We start from the raw sequence: 16692 nt of genomic DNA, 5'->3' as shown, positions 1-16692 counted from the left end.
AGAATCGGTTGAACCTTGTCGAGTCTCAATTCCTGTTCCCTGCTCTCCCTTCCCTATTCCCGATTCTCACCATGCCCGATGTCCTGATCGCCGACGATCATCCGCTGTTCCGCGATGCCCTCCAGCGCGCGGTCCTCGGCGCCTTGCCCGAAGCCAGCGTGCATTGCGCCGACAGCGTGCACAGCCTGCTGGCGCTGGTGGAGCAGTATCCGGAAGCGGAGCTGCTGCTGCTGGACCTGCACATGCCGGGCGCGCGCGGCTATTCGGCGCTGGCGCATATCCGCGGGCAGTTCCCCGGCCTGCCGACCATCGTGGTCTCCGGCCACGAGGAAGCTCAGGTGGCGCGGCGCGCGCTGGCGCATGGCGCGTCGGCGTATATCCCCAAATCCAGCTCCGGGGAGCAGATCGTGCAGGCGATCCGCACCGTGCTCGATGGCGACGTGTGGCTGCCGCATGCGCTGCTGGGCGATGGCGGCAGCGCGCTGAAAGACGACGAGGCCGAGGTCGCCACGCGCGTGGCCTCGCTGACGCCGCAGCAGTTCCGCGTGCTGACCATGATCGCCGAAGGCCTGCTCAACAAGCAGATCGCCTATGACCTGGGCGTATCCGAAGCGACCGTGAAGGCGCATATGACCGCGATCATGCGCAAGCTCGGCGTCAACAACCGCACCCAGGTGGCGCTGGCGGCCAGCCAGCTGGCGGTGGAACCGGGCGCCCTGCAACAGCCCTTGCCCGACGACGAATAAGCGCTACGCGCCAACCTTGCGCACGCGCGCGCTCAGCAGCGCGCGCAACGCCGCGGGGCGCACCGGCTTGTGCAGCAACGGGTAGCCCAGCAGGCGCGCGCGTTGTTTCAATTCGCTGCTGCCGTCGGCGGTGATCATCGCGACCGGCGGCAGGTCGCCGAGCACGCCGCGCAGATGCTGCAGGGCCTGCAGGCCGTTCATGTCCTCGGCGAGATGGTAGTCGGCCAGGATCATGTCGATGCCGCCGCCACGCAGCTGCTGTTCCGCCTGCTGCACGTCCAGCGCCACGCGGCAGTCCACGCCCCAGCGCGTGAGCAGCGCGCGCATGCCGTCGAGGATGGACGGATCGTTGTCCAGGCACAGCACCGTCAGCGGCAGGCGCTCGGTGGCCATCGCCGGCTGCGTCACCGCGCGCCGGCGCGCCGGCAGCGCGGCCACGCGCGGCACCACCACGGCGAAGCGGCTGCCGTGGCCGACGCGCGAACTCAGTTCCAGCCGGTGATCGAGGATGTGCGCGATGCGGTCGCAGATCGACAGTCCGAGTCCCAGGCCTTTCTCGCCCCACGGCGACGGGCGTTCCAGCCGCTGGAACTCATCGAAGATGCGCGCGCGCTGTTCCTCGGCGATGCCGGGCCCGGTGTCCCACACTTCGATGCGCACTTCCTCGCCCATGCGGCGCGCGCCCAGCAGCACGCCGCCGCTGCGGGTATAACGCAGCGCGTTGGAGACGAAGTTCTGCAGGATCCGCCGCAGCAGCTGCGGGTCGCTGCGCACCGCCAGGCGGGTGCCGACGATGTGCAGCTGCAGGCCGCGCTGCTCGGCGATCACCGCGAACTGCGCTTTCAGCGAATCGAACAGATCAGCCAGGGCGAAGCTGCCGACGTCCGGGCGATAGGTGCCGGCGTCAAGGCGTGAGGTATCCAGCAGCGCATCGAGCAGATCCTCCGCGGAGCGGAACGAAGCGTCGATGCGCTCGGCCAGCTGGGCCGCGTCCTGGTCCAGGCCCGGATGCTGGCGCAGCGCCGAGGTGAACAGGCGCGCCGCGTTGAGCGGCTGCAGCAGGTCGTGGCTGGCGGCGGCGAGGAAGCGCGTCTTGGAGGCATTGGCCGCTTCCGCCTCGCGGCGCGCGCGCGCGGTGGCGGCCAGTGCGTCGCTCAGCTCGGCCGTGCGCTGGCCGACGCGCTGCTCCAGCGTTTCATTCGCTTCGATCAGCGCCTGCTCGGCGTGCTTGTAGGCGGTGACGTCGGTATAGGTGGTGACATAGCCGCCGCCGGGCAGTGCGCGTCCGCGCATTTCGATCACGGTGCCGTCGGGGCGCACGCGCTGGAACAGATGCGGCGTGCCGGCGCGCATGTAGGCGATGCGCTTGGTCACCTGGTCTTCGACTTCGCCAGGCCCGAGTTCGCCGTGCTCCGCGTTCCAGCGGATCAGGTCGGCCACCGGCACGCCGACGTAGACCATGCCGTCGGGGTAATCGAACAGCTCCAGGTAGCGGCGGTTCCAGGCCACCAGGCGCATGCCGGCGTCGACCACGCTGATGCCTTGCGAGACGTTTTCCAGCGTGGTGGAAAGCAGCTCGCGGTTGAAGCGCAATTCCTGCGAGGCCTCGTCCATCAGCGCCATGGCTTCGGCGATGTCCAGGCCCGAGCCGGACAGCGCGCCCATCAGGATGCGCCGCGCGCTGGCCGCGCCCACGGCGGCAGCGAGCAGGCGTTCGGTGTACTGGATCAGGGCGCGATCGGCCGCTTCGCCCGGCGCCAGCGGCCGGCCGCGGCGCTCGCCGTATTCCTCGAACGCGCGCTGGCTGCTGCGCTCGCCGACGATGCGCTCGGCAATCGTGCGCAGGTCGGCGACGACGACGCGGCCGCGCCAGTCGCTCACGCTGCCGCGGTCCACCGTGTACGGCTCGATGAACATCGCGGCGTGCAGGCGTTCTTCCAGGCTGGGGCGAAAGCGCAGCGAGATGAAGACCAGGCAGCCCACATTGGCCAGCAGCGACCAGAACGTGCCGTGCATCACCGGGTCCCAGCCGCTCAGATGGAACAGCGCCTGCGGTTGCAGCCAGCTCAGGCCCAAGGGGCCGTCCTGCAGCCAGGCCGCGTTCGGGCGGGTAGCCGGGATCAACAAGGTGTAGACCCACACGCCGAAGCCCGCGAGCAGGCCCGTCGCCACGCCGCGACGGCTGGCGCCGCGCCAGTAGAGCGCTGAGACGATGGCCGGCGCGAACTGCGCCACCGCGGCAAAGGCCAGCAGGCCGGTCGCGGCGAGGTTGGCGGTATCGGCCACCACGCGGTAGTACACGTAGGCCATGCAGGCCAGGCCGACAATGGCGATGCGGCGCACCAGCAGCACCAGCTGCGACAGGTCGCTGCGCTGCTCCAGGCGCAGGCGCCGGATGCGCAGCAGGGCCGGCATCACCAGGTCGTTGCTGATCATGGTCGACAGCGCCACCGACGAGACGATCACCATGCCGGTGGCCGCCGAGAACCCGCCGATGAAGGCCAGCAGCGCCATGCCGCGGTCGCCGTGCGCCAGCGGCAGGTTCAGCACCCAGGCGTCGGCGATGCCATGGCTGACCTGCGGCAGGCGCAGGCCGGCGGCGACGATGGGAATCACCGCCACGCTCACGATCAGCATGTACAGCGGGAACATCCAGCGCGCGCGATAGAGATCGTTGGGGTCCTCGCACTCCACCACGCCGATCTGGAACTGGCGCGGCAGGCAGAACATCGCGCAGAACGCGAGCAATGTCTGCGCCAGGAAACCGGGCGAGATGCCCTCGGCGAACTGCTGCACCGGCAACGCGACGGTGGCCTCCAGGCCCGGCCCGCGCCACAGCGCGTACACGGCAAGCGCGGCGAAGGCGGCGAGCTTGATCAACGACTCCAGCGCGATCGCCAGCATCATGCCGTGGTGATGTTCGGTGGCATCGATGGTGCGCGTGCCGAACAGGATCGAGAAGGTGGCCAGCAGGATCGCGCACCACAGCGCGCTGTCGCCGAACTGCGAGGCGCCGCCGCCGAGTGCGGCATAGGACATCGACACCGCTTTGAACTGCAGGGCCAGGTAGGGAACGATCGCGATCACCGCGATCAGCGCCACCGTCGCGGCCAGCGTGTGCGACTTGCCGAAGCGCGCACCGATGAAGTCGGCGATCGAGGTGATATTGCGCTGGCGCGCCACCACGGCCAGGCGCCGCATCAAGCCGAAGCCGAAGACGAACAGCAACGCCGGGCCGAGATAGATGGGCAGGTAGCCGAGCCCTTCGCGCGCGGCCGTGCCGACGGCGCCGTAGAACGTCCACGAAGAGCAATAGACCGCCAGCGCCAGGCTGTACACGATCGGGCGCAGCTTGGGCTGTCGCGGGTACAGCGGCCGGCGGTCGCCGGCATAGGCCACCACGAACAGCAGGCCCACGTAGAGCAACGACGCGAGCAGCAGCAGCCAGCCGGCGATCAAGGGCAGTTCTCCCGTCATGGGCGTTCCGTCGCCACCGATGCGCACCGCCGGTGCGCGTGCCGCAAGCGGTGCGGCGGGTGGCCGGTCTGCCGCTTGTTCGATCCCCGCCCGGCCGGCACCATGCGCGGATGACCATGACGTACGACCAGGTGCCGGCGAAAGTAGCAGAGCACCTGCGCGATGACGAGATACACGTATGGAGGATGGCGTACGACCACCGCCAGGGTCGGGCGCCGTTCCAGGCCGTGCTGGCGGCCTATCTGGGACGCGGCATCGAAGACGTGCACCTGGAGGCCGGCGAGTTCGGTCGTCCGCGCCTGGCCGGCGCGGAGGCCGGCGCATTGCATTTCAACTGGTCGCACAGCGGCGACCAGGCGCTGTGCGCGGTGGCGCGGGGCATCGAGCCTGGCGTGGATCTCGAGCGGCTGCGGCCTCGCCCGCGTGCGCTGGAGATCGCAGAACGCTACTTCAGCCATGAAGAAACCGCCGCGCTGGCGGCGTTGGCGCCGGCACGGCGCGATGCGGCCTTCCTGCAGTTGTGGACGGCCAAGGAAGCGGTGTTGAAGGCGACCGGGCGCGGCCTGGCGTTCGGGCTGCACCGGCTCGGCATCACCGACGAGGACGAACGCCTGGCGCTTCGCTTTCTCGATGGCGAACTGCCGGCCCATTGGCAACTGCATCGCCTGGCGCTGGACGGCGATCATGTCGGCAGCATCGCCTGGCGTGGCGCGGCCAGGACCATCCAGTTGCGGACACTTGCTCCGGCCGCCGGATAGGCGCAATGTTGCCGGTCCTGCTCCGCGCGGGATGCAAGAGTGTCTGGTCCCGCGGGAGGTTCTTTCCTGCGAGCCGATGCGTCCATGACCCTGCTTAGCGTCAATCTCAACAAGATCGCGGTGCTGCGCAATTCGCGCGGCGGCGACGAACCCGACCTGCTGCGCGCCGCGCAGACCTGCATCGAGGCCGGCTGCGGCGGCATCACCGTCCATCCGCGTCCCGACCAGCGGCATGTAAAGCCGGAAGACGTGCGCGCGCTGGCCGCGATGCTGCGCAACCGCGTCGAGTACAACATCGAGGGCAATCCCTTCGCTGCGGCGCGCGACAGCTATCCCGGGCTGCTGGCCATGGTGCGCGAAGTGCGGCCGACCCAGGTGACCCTGGTGCCGGACAGCGACAGCCAGATCACCTCCGATCATGGCTTCGATCCCTTGCTGGATGCCGACGTCGACAAGCTGCGGCCGCTGGTCAGGGAACTGCGCGAGATCGGTAGCCGCGTGAGCGTGTTCGTCGATGCCGGCGCGAGCGGCTTCGAGCGTTTTGCGGCGATCGGCGTGCAGCGCATCGAGATCTATACCGGACCCTATGCGCATGCCTTCGCCGAGGGCGATGCGCGCGATGCCTTGGCGCAATGCGCGCAGACGGCGCGGCGTGCGCAACAGGCGGGGCTGGCGGTCAACGCGGGGCACGATCTGAGCCAGGCGAATCTCGGCGCGTTTCATGCGGCGATTCCGGGCCTGGCGGAAGTGTCGATCGGGCACGCCTTGATCGGCGAGGCCTTGTACGAAGGGCTGGCGACGACGGTGCGGAATTACCTGCAGATCCTGCGTTGACGGTGATGGCGACGCGGCAGCTTCCGCCCCGCCGACTTCGCCTGGTTTACAGATGGACGTCTATACGTCCGTGCGGGACCCCGGAAGTCTTCCGTTCGAGCATAAAAAAACCCCCGCCGGAGCGGGGGTTTCAAGGGTAGTTTTGTTTCGATCCGTTGCCGGATTTACTGCCCTTCCGTAAAGCCGATCTTGGTGAGGCCGTAGCTCTTGGCAGCGGCCAGCACGCGGGCCACATGCTCGTAAGCCACGCCGTCGTCCGCGTTGATCTGCAGCTCGGGCTGGTTGGACTGGCTGGCGATCACCGCGATCTGCGCCCGCAGGCCCAGCTCGTCGACCGGCGTATCGTTCCAGTACAACGCGCCCGACTGATCGATCTTCAAGCGGATCGGATCCAGCGGGTTGTCCGGCTGAACCACGTTCGGGTTCGGCTGCGGAAGGTCGATCTTCACTTTGTGCGTCAGGATGGGAGCCGTGATCATGAAGATGATCAGGAGCACCAGCATCACGTCGACAAGCGGCGTGACGTTGATATCCGCCATCGGTCCCTTGCCGCTTCCACTACTGAATGCCATGACTCTTACTCCTTGCCGGTCGTGATGAAACCGACATGGACCATGCCCTGCTCCTTGGCGCTGCCAAGGACCTTACGCACGATCTTGTACTCCGTCGTCTTGTCCGCACGGATCTGCAGCTCCGGCTGCGGCGACTTCGACGCCGCAACCGCGAACTGGGCCTTCAGCTCGGCTTCCGTCACCTCAACGTCGTTGAGGTACATCGTGCCGTCGGGCTTGATGGCCAGATCCATGGGCTCGACCGGTTCCGTATCGACAATCTTCGGATTCGCGGTCGGCAGCTCAACGGTGATTCGGTGGGACATCAGCGGCGCAGTGATCATGAAGATGATCAGCAGTACCAACATCACGTCGACCAGCGGCGTGACGTTGATTTCCGACATCGGACCGCCGGAACTATCTCCAGAGCTCATCGCCATGGGTCAATCCCTCACTTGCCTTCGACGCGGGCGCCGGTGGCGAAGAAGTCGTGCAGGTCGTGCGCGAACTCGTCGAACTGAGCGTAGGTCAGGCGGTTAGAGCGGTTGAAGAAGTTGTAGGCGAGCACGGCCGGGATCGCGGTGAACAGACCGAACGCGGTCATGATCAGCGCCTCACCCACCGGACCGGCCACCGCTTCCATCGATGCGTTGCCCGTAGCGGAGATCTTGATCAGCGCGTGGTAGATACCCCACACGGTACCAAGCAGACCGATGAACGGTGCCGACGAACCGACCGTGGCGAGCAGGGTCAGGCCGCCTTCGAGGCGCAGGCTCTCGCGAGCCACGGCCTGGCGCAGGGCGCGGTCGATGAACTCGGAGCGGCTGAGCGACTCGGCGAGGCGACCACCGCCGGCCGAAGCCTGCTGGTGATGGGCCACCGCAGAAGCGGCGTCCAGCGCGATCTTCGAGAAGGGTTCGCCCTTGGGCTGGGCTTCCAGCTCGCGGATCGCATCCTGCGTGGAACCGTTGGTCCAGAAGCCGTTGATCACCTTGTCTGCGCGGCCACGGACCATGGCGTTGCGGATGGCGTTGGCAATGATGAAGTACCAGGAGGAGAAGGACATCACCACCAGCACCACAAACACGATCCAGCCAAGGAAATCGAAGTTGTGGATGAGATGGTCGAAGCCCATCGACTTCATGGCTTCGGCGTTGGAGGTACCGCCCGCGGCCGGGTTCGGAGAAGGAGTCTGTTGGAACATAACGCTACCCTTGGAAAGTCAAGCGTGAACAGGTTGACCGTAACTTTTGGTTACAGCTGATTGAGATTGAAGTTGACCGGAACACGGACGTAACCCTCGGTCTTCTGTCCGTTCCTGATGTTCGGATTGAAGCGCCACTTGCGCGCCGTTTCAATCGCAGCCTGATCCAGCTCACGGTAACCGCTGGACGTTTCCACCTTGATGTCCTTGGGCGAACCATCGACGCCGACAAGGATCATCAGGGTAACCGTGCCCTCGTGACGCTGGCGAATCGCCTGCGGCGGATACTTGGGCTGAATACGGCTGTTGTAGCTGATGTCCTGGCTGGCGGTGATGTCCGCAGGCGGAGCCGGGGGAGCAGGCGGAGCCGGCGGCGGAGCCGGGATCGGATTCGTCGACGCTTCCTCGACAGCCGGCGGCGGAGCCGGCGGCGGCGGAGTCGGCGGCGGCTGCACCTGCTGGATGATCTTCGGCGGCGGCTGCTTCGGCGGTTCCGGCGGCGGCGGCGGCGGAGGGGGCGGCGGCGGCGGCGGCTCGATGAAGTTTACCTGGACGATGCGTTCCTTCTTCTGCTGATCCGTCTTCGGCGGCGCCATCGGCGCCACCAGCAAGAGGAACGCGAACGCGTGCAGCGCGATGGCAACAGCCAGCGCCCAGGTACGCCTCCAATTGAACGGCCCTTGGCCGGTTGCTTCGTTACTTGAGGCCATCTGTCACTAATCTGAAGCTAGACATTCGGTGAGACGTGGTCACGACACTTGGCGGCAAGTTGTCTCCACAAAGGATGACATTTGCCACTGGACACGAACACGGGAAGGTTTCAACGGTACACCAGCACATGGCGTTTGTATAGCATCTGAGGGGCAGATAAATGGACGTCCATCCGCCCTTCAGATAGCGCTTGAAAACGCCTGTGCCGGCCTTACTTGCCGGCTCCTGCCGTCTTCAGCCAGGCCTTCGCTTTGTCGGCCGTCTGGGGGTCCTGTGCAGCCTTCTGCATGGCTGCGATCGCTCCCTGCTTATCCTTGAGTCCGCGGCACGCTTCGGCCAGCAGCATGTAGGCAGTGCCCTTGTGCTGCACGCCCTTGTCGATGCCCTGCTGGATCAGCGTCTTCGCTTCCGCATTCTTGCCTTCGCTGATCAGCAGCTGGCCGGCGCGGATGGCGGCTTCACCGTCGCTGGCCTTGCCCATTGCCTTCTTGTAGGCGCTGATGGCGTCGGCCGGCTTGTCGGCCACGTAGGACGAGTCGCCGAGCAGCTTGAGGTTGTCGTAGCTGTCGGTCACCACGCCCTTGCTCATGCCCTCGTTGAGGGTGGCGACCGCCTTGGCGGCATTGGGCTTGGGATCGGAGCTGTCCTGGCCGGTGACCAGATAGAGCTTGGCGAGATTGACGTAGTCCTTCTCGCTCTTGAACGCGCCGGCCGCCTTCGACTTCTCCATCAGCTGGATCGCTTCCGGATACTTCTGCGACTGCATCAGCACCGCGACGGCGTTGTTGAGCGCGGTGGAATCGTTCGGGTTGGCGGCGAGCTGCTGCTGGGCGAGCTGCGCGGCCTGGTCGCCCTGGCCCGACTCGGCGTAGCTGGCCATCAGGATCTGGTTCCAGCTGTCGTTCGGCTTGTCGGTCAGCGACTGCGCCTTCTTGATCGCGGCGATGGCCTGCGGGTACTTCTCGAGGCGGTAATAGGCGTTGCCTTCGAGGGCGTACGACTCGGCGGTTTCCTTCTTGCCGTCGGTGCGCCACTTCTCGATGGTGTCGATCGCGGGCTGGTACTGCTCGTCGGCCAGGTAGAACTGGGCGAGCATGTACTGCAGCTGGAAGTAGGTGTCGTTCGGCATGACGCCTATGTCCAGCGCGCGCTTGAGCAGACCGATCGCGCCCTTCACGTCCTGATCGTTGTAATGCAGGTTGGCCAGGCCCTGCAGGGCCAGCGCCTGCGCGTACTTGCTCTTGCTGCTGTCGATGATCGGCTGGAGGATCTGTTCCGCCTTCGCCTTGTCCTGCGAATTGACTGCGTCGAGGCCTTCGTTCAGAGCCTTCTGATCTTTCTCGCTGGTGAGGTCCAGCTTCGGCTCGGTGCGGGTCGCGTTCGGATACAGCGCTTCCTTCTTCTCCTTGGAATTGCTGTCCTTCGCGATCACCGGGCTGCTCGCCAGGGTCAGTGCAAGCGCCGCTCCGGCGAGCATCTTGATCAGGGGAACGTGCTTCATGGCAGTCCTCGTGTAAGGTTTCACGCACAAAGGTGCGCGGGGGATCATGGAGCGTAACCCGAGCGGGCGCTAGGAAACAAGTCGCAGTGCCGCAAGAAAGGTTGTTAAAAATCAATAAGTTGCAACATTCACCGGCGAATCTTTTCGAGATCACCCCGCCAGAGGTCACGTAGGCGTTCGCGTACAAACCTCAGAGAATCGTCCGATTGTCCCCTGACGCAGTAAACGTTGTCGTTATCGACCAAAGTCGATAGAGCTTTAATCCGCGGTTGACGCATGTGCTCGCGTATTAATGCGCTAGTGCACGACGGCAAAAAAGAGGGCCTGCATGCGTCGTCCTCGGACGGGCAATGCAGGCCCTTCTTGCGAACGCTCGAACCTCAGATGTCGAGGTTCGCGACCTTCAGCGCATTGGCTTCGATGAATTCGCGGCGCGGCTCGACCGCCTCGCCCATCAGCATCGAGAACATCTGGTCGGCCACAAAGGCGTCTTCGATGCCGACCTGCAGCATGCGGCGCGTTTCCGGGTTCACGGTGGTTTCCCACAGCTGCTCCGGATTCATTTCGCCCAGGCCCTTGAAGCGCTGGATGGTGCGGCCCTTCTTCGCTTCGTCCAGCAGCCAGCCGCGCACGTCGGCAAAGTTGAGCACGCCGCGCGAGGCGTTGCCGCGGCGGACCACCGCATCCTGTTGCACCAGGCCGGCCACCTGCTGGCTGGCGTGCAGGATCGGGCGGAACTCCGAGCCGGCAAAGAACGGCTGCGGCAGCAGCCAGGTGTGGCTGAGGCCGTGCTGGTCGCGCACCACTTCGATCGCCGCCGGCTGTTCGTCGAGCGCCGGACGCAGGGACAGCCGGTAACGCGGCTTGCCCAGGCCGCTGGAAGCCAGGCGCTGCGCGGCGCCGTCGAGCCAGGCCTGCATGGCGGCCGCGTCGGTCCACAGCGTGGGTTCGATCGGTGTGTGCTCGAGGAAAGCGGTGAGCACGTTGGCGTCGAAGCGGTGACCGAGGCGTTCGATCTGGTCCAGTGCGGCCTGGTAGTCGCGCAGCAGCTTTTCCAGTGCCTCGCCAGTGATCGGCGGCTCGCCCTCGCTGCAGGTCAACCCGGCATTGTCGACGGCGCTGGCGATCAGATAGGTGTTGAGCGCCGCATCGTCCTTCAGGTACTGCTCCTGCTTGCCCTGCTTCACCTTGTACAGCGGCGGCAGGCCGATGTAGACGTGGCCGCGCTCGATCAGCTCGGGCATCTGGCGGTAGAAGAAGGTCAGCAGCAGGGTGCGGATGTGCGAGCCGTCCACGTCCGCGTCGGTCATGATGACGATGCGGTGGTAGCGCAGCTTGTCGGGGTTGTATTCCTCCTTGCCGATACCGGTGCCCAGCGCGGTGATCAGGGTGCCGACCTCAGCGGAGGAAAGCATCTTGTCGAAGCGCGCCTTCTCGACGTTGAGGATCTTGCCCTTCAGCGGCAGCACGGCCTGCGTCTTGCGGTTGCGGCCCTGCTTGGCCGAACCGCCGGCGGAGTCACCCTCGACCAGGAACAGTTCGCACAGCGCGGGATCCTTTTCTTGGCAATCGGCCAGCTTGCCCGGCAGGCCGGCGATATCCAGCGCGCCCTTGCGGCGGGTCATCTCGCGAGCCTTGCGCGCGGCCTCGCGGGCACGGGCGGCGTCGACCACCTTGGAGGCGATCGCCTTGGCTTCGTTCGGATGCTCCAGCAGGAACTCGCCGAGCTTCTCGTTGACGGCCTGCTCCACCGCGGTCTTCACCTCGGAGGAAACCAGCTTGTCCTTGGTCTGCGAGGAGAACTTCGGATCTGGCACCTTCACCGACAGCACGGCGATCAGGCCTTCGCGCATGTCGTCGCCGGACAGGGCGACCTTGGCGTTCTTGGCCAGGCCTTCCTTCTCGATATAACCCTGCAGCGAGCGGGTCAGCGCCGCGCGGAAACCGGTGAGATGGGTGCCGCCATCGCGCTGGGGAATGTTGTTGGTGAAGCAGAACATCGTCTCCTGGTAGGAGTCGGTCCACTGCATCGCCAGTTCCACCGAGATGCCGTCCTGCTGTGCGGCCAGGCTGATCACGTTCGGGTGCAGCGCGGTCTTGAGCTGCGCTAGGTGCTGCACGAACGAGCGAATGCCGCCCTCGTAGGCGAACGTGTCGTGGCGGCCCTCGCCCCGCTCGTCCTTCAGGTCGATGGTGACGCCCGAGTTGAGGAAGGCCAGTTCGCGCAAGCGCTTGGCCAGGATCTCGTAGTGGAACTCGATATTGGAGAAGGTTTCCGTGCTGGGCAGGAAACGCACGGTGGTGCCGTGCTTGGTGGAGGGCCCCACCACTTTGACCGGATACAGCGGCTCGCCCATGGCGTATTCCTGCTGATGCTCCTGGTCTTCGCGGTAGATCGTCAGCCACAGATGCGCGCTCAGCGCATTCACCACCGACACGCCCACGCCGTGCAGGCCGCCCGACACCTTGTAGGAGTTGTCGTCGAACTTGCCGCCGGCATGAAGCACGGTCATCACCACTTCCGCGGTGGAGCGCCCTTCTTCCGGATGGATGCCCACCGGGATGCCGCGGCCGTTGTCGGAGACGCTGACCGAGCCATCCTCGTGGATGGTCACGATGACGTGATCGCAGTAGCCGGCCAGGGCTTCGTCGATGGAGTTGTCGACGACTTCGAACACCATGTGGTGGAGGCCCGTGCCGTCATCGGTATCGCCGATGTACATGCCGGGGCGCTTGCGCACCGCTTCAAGTCCCTTGAGTACCTTGATGTTGCTCGAATCGTAGGATGAGTTCATGCGGTGATCGTTTCCTGGCGCCATCTGCCCTGCCCGGCACGGCGCCTTGGAGCCGGAGCAGGGACACTAAGCGGTGATTATAGCAGGCGCAGCAACTTTCCCTTGTTCCACGTGGAACACATGCGCTGAGAGGCCCTGTAAGGGCGCAGGAAGCTCGGTTCCGGTAACCAGCACCTGGGCACCGACCCCGGTCAACTGCCCCACCACGGCCGTCTGGTGGGCGAGATCGAGTTCGGAGGCCAGATCGTCCAGGCAGACGATGGGCCATTCGCCCTTCTGACCGGCGAACAACGCGGCCTGGGCGAGGAGACAGCCAAGCGCGGTCAGCTTCTCTTGCCCGCGGGAAAGATGCTCGCGCAAAGGGGCCTGCTCGAAGCTGATGGACCAGTCGGCCCGGTGCACTCCCTGGGTGGTATGGCCCCTCGCCAAGTCTCGATCGCGCTGATCGGCCAGAACCTCGCCCAGCCCCCTCTCTTCCGGCCAACCCCGGCGGTAGCGAAGCTGGATGGCGCCAAGTTCAGGCAGCAGGCCGCCAATGGTCCTTTCGAGATGCGGCGAGAGCAGGTCGAGATAGCGAAGCCGCATGGCGTGGATGCGCTCACCGGCCTGGGACAGCTCGGCTTCCCAGGACTGGAACAGCTCAGGGGCTACCGCCCCGCCCGTCCGAAGCAAGCTGTTCCGCTGCTTCAACGCACGCTGATAGCGGCGCCAGGCAAGCAGGAACTCGTGTTCCACGTGAAACACGCCCCAATCCAGGTAGCGGCGACGCTCCTCCGCTGCCCCGGCGATCAGCGCATGCGAGCCGGGCTCGAAACACACCACGGCGCACTCGCTGACGACCTCGCCAAGACTTGCCGTCCGGCCATCTAAGCGAGCCTCCCATCGAGCGCCTTCCCGACCGAGCCCCACCCGCCCGATCCGGCCATCCTCATGGCGAATCTCGCCAAACACCGAGAGCGCTGACGCCCCCCGCTGCAGCAAGACGTCCTTCGCCCCAGCCCGGAACGAGCGCCCATGCGAAAGCAGGAACGCCGCCTCCAGCACGCTCGTCTTCCCTGCCCCGTTCGCGCCGACAAACGCGTGAATACCCTCGCCCAGCTCGATATCCGCCTCGGCCAGGCAACGCAGCCCGCGAATGCGCAGACGTTCCAGCCTCATGGCGCGACTCCAGATGCAAGAACGCCGGAGCGTCTTGCGACAGCTCCGGCGTTGCTGGCTTGCATGCTGGCCATGTCGGCCCGCATTGCTTGGGCCATCAGAGGCGCAGCGGCATGATCACGTGCCGCGCCTCTTCACTATCGTCTTCCTGCACCAGGCAGCTGGACTGGGCGTCGCGCAGGTTCAGGCGAGCCCGCTCGCCACGCAGCGCGGAAAGCGCATCGAGCAGATAGCCGACGTTGAAGCCCACGGCGAGATCCGACACCACCGTCTCGGCCTCGAGCTCTTCCACCGCCTCTTCCTGTTCCGGATTGTGCGCCACGATGCGCATCTTCCCGGAGGACAGCTCCAGCTTGACGCCGCGGTACTTCTCGTTCGAGAGAATGGCAGCGCGCTGCAGCGCGCTGCGCAGCACCTCGCGATCCAGCGTCGCCGACTTGTCCGCGCCCAGCGGGATCACCGCTTCGTAATCCGGGAAACGGCCATCGATCAGCTTCGAGGTGAACACCACGTCACCGCGGCGCACGCGCAGGTGATTGCGGCCGAACTCCAGCTCCACCTGGCCGTCGCCGGTCTCGAACAGGCCGATCAGCTCGTTTACGCCCTTGCGCGGGATGATGATCTGGCGGCGCGTGGAAACCTTGCTGTCCAGCTTGGTTTCCTTGAGCGCCAGGCGATGGCCGTCGGTGGCCACGCAACGCAGGGTGTGTTCCTGCAGATCCAGCAGCATGCCATTCAAGTAATAGCGCACGTCCTGGTTCGCCATGGCGAACGCCGTACGCTCCATCAGATCGCGCAGCACTTCTTCCGGCAAGCTCACCCGCTCGACCAGCTCGATCTCGTCGATGGTGGGGAATTCGGTGGCCGGCAGCGTGGCCAACGTGAAGCGGCTGCGGCCGGCGTGGAGGGCGATGCGATCGCCGTTGAGCTTCAGTTCGATCTGAGCGCCATCGGGCAGTGCGCGCACGATGTCGAACAGCTTGCGCGCCGGAATGGTGATCTCGCCGTCCACCAGCTTGTCGGCCGGCGTGGTGGCGACCATTTCGACTTCGAGGTCGGTACCGGTCAGCGAAAGTTTGCCGTCGCCGACTTTGACCAGCAGGTTGGCGAGAACCGGCAGGGTCTGGCGGCGTTCGACGACGCCAACCACCTGCTGCAGCGGCTTGAGCAGAGCTTCTCGTTGGATGCTGAATTGCATGTAGGCGCTTCCCCTAAACCTGCTGTTCTGTTTTTAAAAGAAGTTCTGTGGTGGTAGTAGGTGCCGTGGATAACTTGAAAACTTAGTTTTCCACTTAAATATCAAAGCTTTAAACGAGAAAGACGGTGTGATCGAACTGGCCCGCTGCGTGTGGGTCACTTGTGGATAACCGGGGAGCCTACGAACGTCCACCTATTATCCACAGCTTCCACCACCCCTTTTCAAGCGCTTATCCCAATCGGGGACGATTTCATCAACCGGTGAGGATACGAATCAGCTGTTCCCAGTCCTGCCGCATGCGCGTATCGGTCTCGCACAGCTTCTTGATGGTGCGGCAGGCATGCAGCACGGTGGTGTGATCGCGGCCGCCGAAGGCCTCGCCGATCTCCGGCAGGCTGTGCTCGGTCAGTTCCTTGGACAAGGCCATGGCGAACTGCCGCGGGCGGGCCAGCGAGCGCACGCGCCGCTTGGACAGCAGATCCTGCAGGCGCACCTGGTAGTAGTCGGCCACCGTCTTCTGGATATTCGGCACGGTCACCGCCTGCGCGTGCGTGGCCAGCAGGTCGCGCAGGGTTTCCTCGGCGAACTCGGTGGTGATCGGCTTGCCGTAGAAGTTGGCGCGCGCGGCCAGCGTGTTGAGCGCGCCTTCCAGGTCGCGCACGTTGGAACGGATGCGCTTGGCCAGCAGCATCGCCACGTTCTCGCTCACCGCCACGTCCTTCTCATGCGCCTTGGCCAGCAGGATCGCCGCGCGCGTCTCGAAATCCGGCGGTTCGATCGCCACCGACAGGCCCCAGCCCAGGCGCGACTTCAGGCGCGGCTCGAGCTTGTCCACTTCCTTGGGATAGCGGTCGCAGGTGAGGATGATCTGCTGCTTGGACTCGAACAGCGCGTTGAAGGTGTGGAAAAACTCTTCCTGCGTGGTGTCCTTGCCGGCGAAGAACTGGATGTCGTCAATCAGCAGCGCGTCCACCGAACGGAAGCGGCGCTTGAACTCGTCCATGCTCTTGGTGCGCAGCGCCTCGATCATCGCGCCGACGAACTGCTCCGAACGCAGGTACAGCACCTTGAAGTCCGGATTGCGCTCGCGCATCAGGTTGCCGGCGGCGTGCATCAAGTGGGTCTTACCAAGGCCGGTGCCGCCGTACAGCAGCAGCGGGTTGTAGGCGCGGCCCGGGTTCATCGCCACCTGCATGGCGGCGGCCTTGCCCAGCTGGTTGGACTTGCCCTCGACGAAGGTCTCGAAGGTGTAGTGCGGATCGAGGTTGTGGTTGAACGGCGCGGGCGGCTGGATCGGCGTCGGCTCCGCCACGGCGGGCGCCGGCGCGGGGCGCGCCATGGCCGAAGCCGGGCGCGGCGGCACGCGCGCGGCGCTCGAGCCCACTTCCAGGCGCACCGACAGCTCGTGCCCGGTGAGCTGGGTGAGCATGGCTTCGATGCGCGGCAGATAGCGCTCGCGCACAGTGTCCAGGGTGTACGGATTCGGCGCGAACAGCTGCAGGCCCATGGTGTCGTCGCGCGCCTGCAGCGGCATCAGCCAGGTGTGCAGGTCCTCGGCGCTCAATTCGCCTTCGAGACGCTCGAGACAGCGCCGCCACAGATCACTCATGGGTATTCTTCAGCCACAGCAGGGGCGCTTGCGCGCAGGGTGGACCGGAAAGTCTAACAGCAGCCTGCCGCTTATCGGCCAGCTATCCACACAATTATCCACAGGATACGCAAACCCCCGATGCAACGGGGGTTTGACATCCCGTTCGAA

At 65.4% G+C, this 16692-nt stretch carries 13 protein-coding genes; 3 read left to right on the top strand and 10 right to left on the bottom strand.

Annotation, left to right across the window (positions count from 1 at the left end; translation table 11 throughout):
* Nucleotides 1-71: 71 nt before the first annotated feature.
* The gene (locus BM172_RS13200; RefSeq protein WP_026634675.1) at nucleotides 72-746 is read left to right on the top strand and encodes a response regulator transcription factor; all 675 of its coding nucleotides are present in this window, start codon (nucleotides 72-74) and stop codon (nucleotides 744-746) included.
* 3 nt (nucleotides 747-749) lie between these two features.
* Here the strand turns inward: BM172_RS13200 and BM172_RS13195 are convergent, their stop codons facing one another.
* Entirely contained in the window at nucleotides 750-4205 is a 3456-nt protein-coding gene (locus BM172_RS13195; RefSeq protein WP_026634676.1) for a hybrid sensor histidine kinase/response regulator, read from the bottom strand.
* A gap of 134 nt (nucleotides 4206-4339) precedes the next feature.
* On the opposite strand from BM172_RS13195, the gene BM172_RS13190 reads away from it, so the two are divergent.
* Together BM172_RS13190 and BM172_RS13185 are read left to right on the top strand one after the other, a co-directional pair.
* A complete protein-coding gene (locus BM172_RS13190) occupies nucleotides 4340-4981 on the top strand; it encodes a 4'-phosphopantetheinyl transferase family protein (RefSeq protein ID WP_231504168.1) in 642 nt (213 codons plus the stop codon).
* A gap of 84 nt (nucleotides 4982-5065) precedes the next feature.
* The gene (locus BM172_RS13185) at nucleotides 5066-5815 is read left to right on the top strand and encodes a pyridoxine 5'-phosphate synthase (protein WP_026634678.1); all 750 of its coding nucleotides are present in this window, start codon (nucleotides 5066-5068) and stop codon (nucleotides 5813-5815) included.
* Between the two features lie 164 nt (nucleotides 5816-5979).
* On the opposite strand, the gene BM172_RS13180 is transcribed toward BM172_RS13185, so the two are convergent.
* The 9 genes from BM172_RS13180 to dnaA form a co-directional block, all read right to left on the bottom strand.
* A complete protein-coding gene (locus BM172_RS13180) occupies nucleotides 5980-6387 on the bottom strand; it encodes an ExbD/TolR family protein (protein WP_026634679.1) in 408 nt (135 codons plus the stop codon).
* A 5-nt stretch (nucleotides 6388-6392) separates the two neighbouring features.
* The gene (locus BM172_RS13175; RefSeq protein ID WP_026634680.1) at nucleotides 6393-6806 is read right to left on the bottom strand and encodes an ExbD/TolR family protein; all 414 of its coding nucleotides are present in this window, start codon (nucleotides 6804-6806) and stop codon (nucleotides 6393-6395) included.
* A gap of 11 nt (nucleotides 6807-6817) precedes the next feature.
* Nucleotides 6818-7570, bottom strand: coding sequence for a MotA/TolQ/ExbB proton channel family protein (locus tag BM172_RS13170; protein ID WP_026634681.1), 753 nt, complete (start codon nucleotides 7568-7570; stop codon nucleotides 6818-6820).
* A gap of 50 nt (nucleotides 7571-7620) precedes the next feature.
* Nucleotides 7621-8280 carry an energy transducer TonB gene (locus tag BM172_RS13165; protein WP_026634682.1) on the bottom strand — a complete coding sequence of 220 codons (660 nt, stop codon included), beginning with the start codon at nucleotides 8278-8280 and terminating at the stop codon, nucleotides 7621-7623.
* 212 nt (nucleotides 8281-8492) lie between these two features.
* The gene (locus tag BM172_RS13160; protein ID WP_026634683.1) at nucleotides 8493-9782 is read right to left on the bottom strand and encodes a tetratricopeptide repeat protein; all 1290 of its coding nucleotides are present in this window, start codon (nucleotides 9780-9782) and stop codon (nucleotides 8493-8495) included.
* A gap of 380 nt (nucleotides 9783-10162) precedes the next feature.
* Nucleotides 10163-12577, bottom strand: a complete 2415-nt coding sequence (gyrB, locus tag BM172_RS13155; RefSeq protein WP_026634684.1) for a DNA topoisomerase (ATP-hydrolyzing) subunit B — start codon at nucleotides 12575-12577, stop codon at nucleotides 10163-10165.
* Between the two features lie 66 nt (nucleotides 12578-12643).
* Complete coding sequence (recF, locus tag BM172_RS13150) at nucleotides 12644-13735, bottom strand: DNA replication/repair protein RecF (protein WP_026634685.1); 1092 nt, start codon at nucleotides 13733-13735, stop codon at nucleotides 12644-12646.
* Between the two features lie 97 nt (nucleotides 13736-13832).
* Entirely contained in the window at nucleotides 13833-14933 is a 1101-nt protein-coding gene (dnaN, locus tag BM172_RS13145; protein WP_026634686.1) for a DNA polymerase III subunit beta, read from the bottom strand.
* 253 nt (nucleotides 14934-15186) lie between these two features.
* Nucleotides 15187-16542 (bottom strand): chromosomal replication initiator protein DnaA, encoded by a 1356-nt coding sequence (gene dnaA / locus BM172_RS13140; protein WP_026634687.1) that lies wholly within the window; start codon nucleotides 16540-16542, stop codon nucleotides 15187-15189.
* Between the last annotated feature and the right edge of the window lie 150 nt (nucleotides 16543-16692).

It is taken from the genome of Dyella marensis (assembly GCF_900112865.1).
Classification (GTDB): domain Bacteria; phylum Pseudomonadota; class Gammaproteobacteria; order Xanthomonadales; family Rhodanobacteraceae; genus Dyella_D; species Dyella_D marensis_A.
The sequence above is the reverse complement of the archived record's forward strand: the minus strand, read 5'-3'. Positions and strand labels throughout refer to the sequence as shown.